At 36.2% G+C, this 5,535-nt stretch carries 2 protein-coding genes; both read left to right on the forward strand.

Annotation, left to right across the window (positions count from 1 at the left end; translation table 11 throughout):
- Positions 1-260 precede the first annotated feature (260 nt).
- Positions 261-3,926: a DUF5977 domain-containing protein gene (locus tag ACX3PU_RS10170; protein ID WP_459084930.1), complete on the forward strand. Its 3,666-nt coding sequence runs from the start codon at positions 261-263 to the stop codon at positions 3,924-3,926.
- Between the two features lie 4 nt (positions 3,927-3,930).
- Positions 3,931-5,535: DUF6443 domain-containing protein (locus ACX3PU_RS10175; protein WP_459084931.1), on the forward strand; the 1,605-nt coding region annotated here is incomplete at its 3' end.

The following is a 5,535-nucleotide window of genomic DNA, read 5'->3' on the forward strand; positions in this document are numbered from 1 at the left end:
TGGGCAAGGCAGTCTAAGCCACATTACGAATTTGCATTCATGCGATATGGATAATTCTCAACTTTAAAATAATTTTTACTATTAATTGTCAAAATTATATTAACTTTATAAAAAAAAATTAATAAAAATAGATTAGGTGTGAGTGAGTTCATAATTGCGATTGTAACAATTACGTTCTGAAAATATTTTCCAGCATTTATATTTCAGTAACACTCTAGTACCTTCTTGAGAATTAATAATAACCTTGAAAAACAATCACAATGAATTCATTTGCTTTACAATACATCAAAAAGTTCGTCTATCCTTTTATAATTGTTTGTATGGTAATTCCTGGTCAATTCCAAACTCAAACAAGACCACTGCCCAAAACTTTATTTTCACCCAACATATCAAGCTTAGGCCAATATAGTGATGTTCCAACTGATTTATCGACTGGAAAAGCAAACGTAGCTATTGATTTGTATCAATTCAATGAAAGCAATATTCCTTTGGAAATTAAGTTAAGATATGATACAGGAGGAGTTCGTGTTGGTGATGTTTCAGGTTGGGTAGGTCAAAATTGGACCCTTGAAGCGGGAGGAGTGATCACTAGAGTTGTTCGCGGATCAAGTTTCGACGAAAAGTTCACTGCTGATATCCCTAACGGAGCCTCACATTGGGGAAATGCAAGCGGCTACTTCTATTACACTTCAGCTTTGAACACGACACAGTGGAATAATCCAACTTATATGAAAAGTACCATTCGAGCAGGTGGGCAAACAAATGGTGCCAAACCAGCGGTGGATCTAGAACCTGATCTTTTCATTTTCAATTTTATGGGATATAGTGGAAAGTTTTTTCTCGGATCCGATGGGGAATGGAAAGTCTCTTCTTCGGATAACCTTAAAATCGATATTCAGATGAGCGATAAAGTTGTGCCAATGGACTTTCCAGCCACGAACAACTTTAATCAGCGACTTTTTCCGAAAGTATTGAATAAAATAACGATTACGGACGACAAAGGAAACCGATTCGTTTTTGGAGGAAAACATTCTGCGATCGAATACAACTTTCCTGACTTTTTCAACCAACTAGTAAATCCTGTGGTTTCAAGTGCGTGGCACTTGTCAGAGGTTTTTAATCGTCAGGGTGAACTAATCTATTCATTCAATTATGAACAAGGAGATTATTCTGCCATGTTTTATCCTACAAATTCATTTAGCAATTTTTCAAAGACTTTTCAAGGGGATATTTTTAATCCCAGTCTCGGGTGTACTTATGGCACCGCTTTTTCAAACAAAGTCAGAGCTAAAGGACAGTTAATTATTCCCACCTTTTTAAAATCAATTAAAACGCGAGCACAAAAAGAAGTTATTTTAACTTCCACCAATTCAAACGCTTTAAAATACCAATTCAATAGTGGAGATGTGCCAATCGACAACGTGATGCGAGATGTAGATGATATACTGGTGGCCAGTTCTCCAAATGGTGCTGCCGTTGAAGATGCAATGTTTTACTATTCTAAACGGTTATTAAATGGTGTGACACCAAATCCCGAAATTTCTACGGCTACGTGGAGCACATATTTCAATTCGTTAAAATGGAAAAAATTAGATCGCATTCAAGTAAAAAGCAGCAAAGGAGAAATTATAAAAAGGATAGACTTCTCTTATAACAACATACCTAATTCAAGGTTGAAATTGGAAATGTTAACAGTTGATTTGGAAGAAAAGTACGCCTTCAGATATAATGAATTTGAGGATCTACCAAGGTATTTATCAAGTAATATTGACCATTTTGGATATTTTAAATCTACTCCATTCACCTTAGACTACAATCATCCGGAATTACATGAAGCATCACGAGCAACAGATCCCAATCGCGTTGGTTACGGTAGTCTCGCCTCAATACGATTTCCTATGGGTGGCTATAGGCTTTTCACATACGAACCGCATACCTACTCCAATTCAGTAAATCATCATGGAACTCTAGTGCCAGACCAGGGAGTTATAGGTGGCTTACGCATTAGAAAAATAATTGACCTTACTGAAGATTTACAAAAAACGGAAAGAGAATTTCAGTATACGGTTTCAATTGATTCTCCGATTTCTTCTGGCATTCTACTCCAAAAAAATGTGTATTATATTAAGAACTACTTAATTCCAAGCGAAAACAATGTACCTTATTATGAAACTAATTTCAATATAAGTAGCGTAATTCCATTGTCAAATTCACTTGGCCCAAACATTCAATATAGTTCTGTTATTGAAAAAAGAGCAAACCAAGGTTATTTTCTCTTTAATTATACGACTTATGCGGATTTTCCTGATGCCGGAAATAGCGGTCAACTTGGCCAAGAAGTATCAGTTTTTGAACCACATAATGACTATTCTTATAAGCGAAGCTTATTGAAATCAAAGAAAACTTATAATTCAGTAAATCTTCTTCTTGAAGAAGACCTATACAATTATGCAGAAACAGTCCCAAAAAGTGTAAGAGCATTAAGTTTTAAATACTTTCTCGTTTGTCCAATTTCTTCAGGGCAAGCTCAAGAATACCTAATAGCAGGGAATGCATATGAAATGTTTTTTTCGGATTACAACCTTATCTCAATAGATAAACGTGTGCATCATGGTTCTGAATCTATCAACTTCACCAACACCTATAATTATCAAGATTTAGGCACTTTTGGAGATCAACTTTTAAGGCAAGAACGAAGACAAAATAGTGATGGGCAGTGGGATCAAAACAATTATTTATATGTTAATGATCATAGCAATGTTCAACCTTATACCTTCTTAAACTCAAAACGTGTATTTGCTATAACAGATATCTCAAAATCAAAGAATCAATTTGTAGCATACAAACAAAAAACAAATTATGGTACTGCTTCCGTCTTAAATGAAAATGGAACTTTTGGCGAAGACATATATCCAATTGCCGAACTTTCTGCAAAAGGTGAGAACCCATATGTAAGTAAAATATGGTACGATTGGTACGACTCTTATGGTAATCTAATTAAGTCCCACAATGAATCAGGTCAATATCTTTACACTTTTTACGGCTATAAAAGTAGATTTCCAATCGTCCAAATTCAAGGACTACAAATAGTGAATGAAGGTAGTCTTATTATACAAGTAAATAATCTAAAATCCATGTTAATTAATGGTGGTACGTCTACTCAAATTGAAAGTCTTCAGAATTCCATTCGGAAGGGGTTCCCAACTCATAAAATGATTTTCAACACCTTTGATGAAGATTTTGAAGTTACAAGCAGCGCAATGTTTCAAAATGGAGAAACGGAATATTATGAGTACGATCAGAAAGGCCGACTAACTTTAGTGGAGGATTTTGATAAAGTCCCCACAAAGAAAATTAATTATCAAATTTCAAGTCGCCAGCCCGAACCCATTTACATGAACCAAACTAAGTCTGCAAAATATGCTAGGCAAAATTGCCCTATGAATTTCTACGGCACTACAGTGAACTATATCGTTGAACAAGGAAAACATTTTTCATTTGAAAGTTTAAATGATGCAAATTCTAAAGCGCAGACTGATTTGTATCAAAACGGGCAGGATTATGCCAATGCGAATGGCACATGTGTAAGTTTCAACTGTAGCATAAGTGGAATGACTAGTTATCCACCGTATAATTACGGTTCTATCTCTATCTTAAGTGCAAATTTAACATACAGGGTGCAAGTGGGCTTTACAACAGGAACTGGATTGCCTTGGCAAACGACAGGTGTCGTGATCGCCAGAATTAATGGCACTTGTCGTCCCTCCGTTGTGAGAAACTCGTCTGCCTATAGTAAAGGGATTTGGACAATTACAATTACACCCGATGGGTATATCAGAGCGAAATTGGCAAGCACAGGAAGTGGAGCACCAACAATAGCTGATAATTTACCAATCGATCTCGATTTTCAATTCCCAAGCAATTAGAATTATGAAAAATATCCAGACTATACTTCTATTCCTTTTCGCTTTTATGCCTGCATTGGTGGATGCCCAGTTTGTTAATTTTGAAAAATCGTTCAATTGGAATGTTTTCACTGAACTTAATATTGGAGGCGGAGGAAGTGTGAAATTAACCGTTGACAATAACATTCTATCCTTAAATTTCAATGCTGGTTTCGCTACATCGAAATTGAAATCAGGATTTGTTACAAATACAACATATCCAGGTATTTTGCCTGATACTGAAATTCCTATTCCGTCAAACCATTTTTTTAGCGATAAAGGGTACCGTTTTTACATTGAAAATAATGCTATTTACATTCTATGGACAAATCCAGTTGCTTTGTCAAGTTTTAGTGGGACTTTAAGCATTAATTTGAATGCCCCCCAACCAATACCTCAGCCTGATCCGGGCGAGTATGATGCATTTTCACAAAACTTTATCCAAATTACAGACTATTTAAGCCCTCTAGGCGAAACTTCAGAAAAACGTGTCTCTATCGTCTATTTCGATGGATTAGGAAGAGAGCTGCAAAGGATACAAAAGAAGCAAACACCAAGTCAAAAGGACCTTGTTACACCTATCGAATATGATGCATACGGAAGACAAGCTAAAGATCATTTACCCATACCTACCGATAGAAATACGGGACTACGAGTAAATCCTCAAAAATTAGCCCTTGCATCAAATGTTACCTATGGGAATGAACCAGCCTTTTATGAGAGAGGATACGAGGACTCCCCTCGAGACCTAGTGATTATTACAGGATCTCCAGGTAACACTTGGAAAATTGGAGGTGGACATGAAAAAAGATTTGCCTACGAGCATAATGAATTATCAGATGCAGTAAAAAGTTTTAACATAACCAGTTCTCAAGCCACAGACATATATTTGTCGAATTTGTCTTTTAACGGCTTCTATCCAGTAGGGGCTTTACAAAAAGTAGTAACAAAAGATGAAAATTGGAGTCCGATTCAACCATTAAAACACATAGTAATCACATTTTTAGATAAGGCGGGCAGACTACATTTAAAGCGAGAGTATAGTACTACTGTACCAATGGATACCTATTATCTTTATGACGAATTCGGGAATCTTACTTTCGTTATACCTCCCAAAGCATCAGAATTAACCAAATCACAAGTCACTGGAACCTTTTCCCAAGCCATCCTCGATGAACTAATTTACCATCATTATTACGATACAAGAGACCGTCTAGTGGAACAGAAAATGCCGGGTCAAGGAACAAAGTATTTTATATACGATTTGCAGAACCGCCTTATTATGACCCAAGATTCCAATCAGAAGGCACTAGGGCTTTGGTTTTTTAATAAATTTGATTCTGATTCTCGTTTGGTCTATTCTGGTTTTACAAATAGTGGTAGCAACACAAGAGTACAAGTTCAGAATGCAGCCAACGCAGCCTTATCGCAAGGGGATCAAGTGGAGAGGGTATCAAGCACACCTTTATTGTCTAATGGTTTCTCTGTTTACTATACGAATACCGTATTTCCAACTAACATATATTCACTGCTATCAGTCAATTACTTTGATACATATCCACCAGGTACGCCAACTGTTCCGAGTGTTATT

The sequence above is a fragment of the Chryseobacterium sp. A301 genome, from assembly GCF_054489425.1.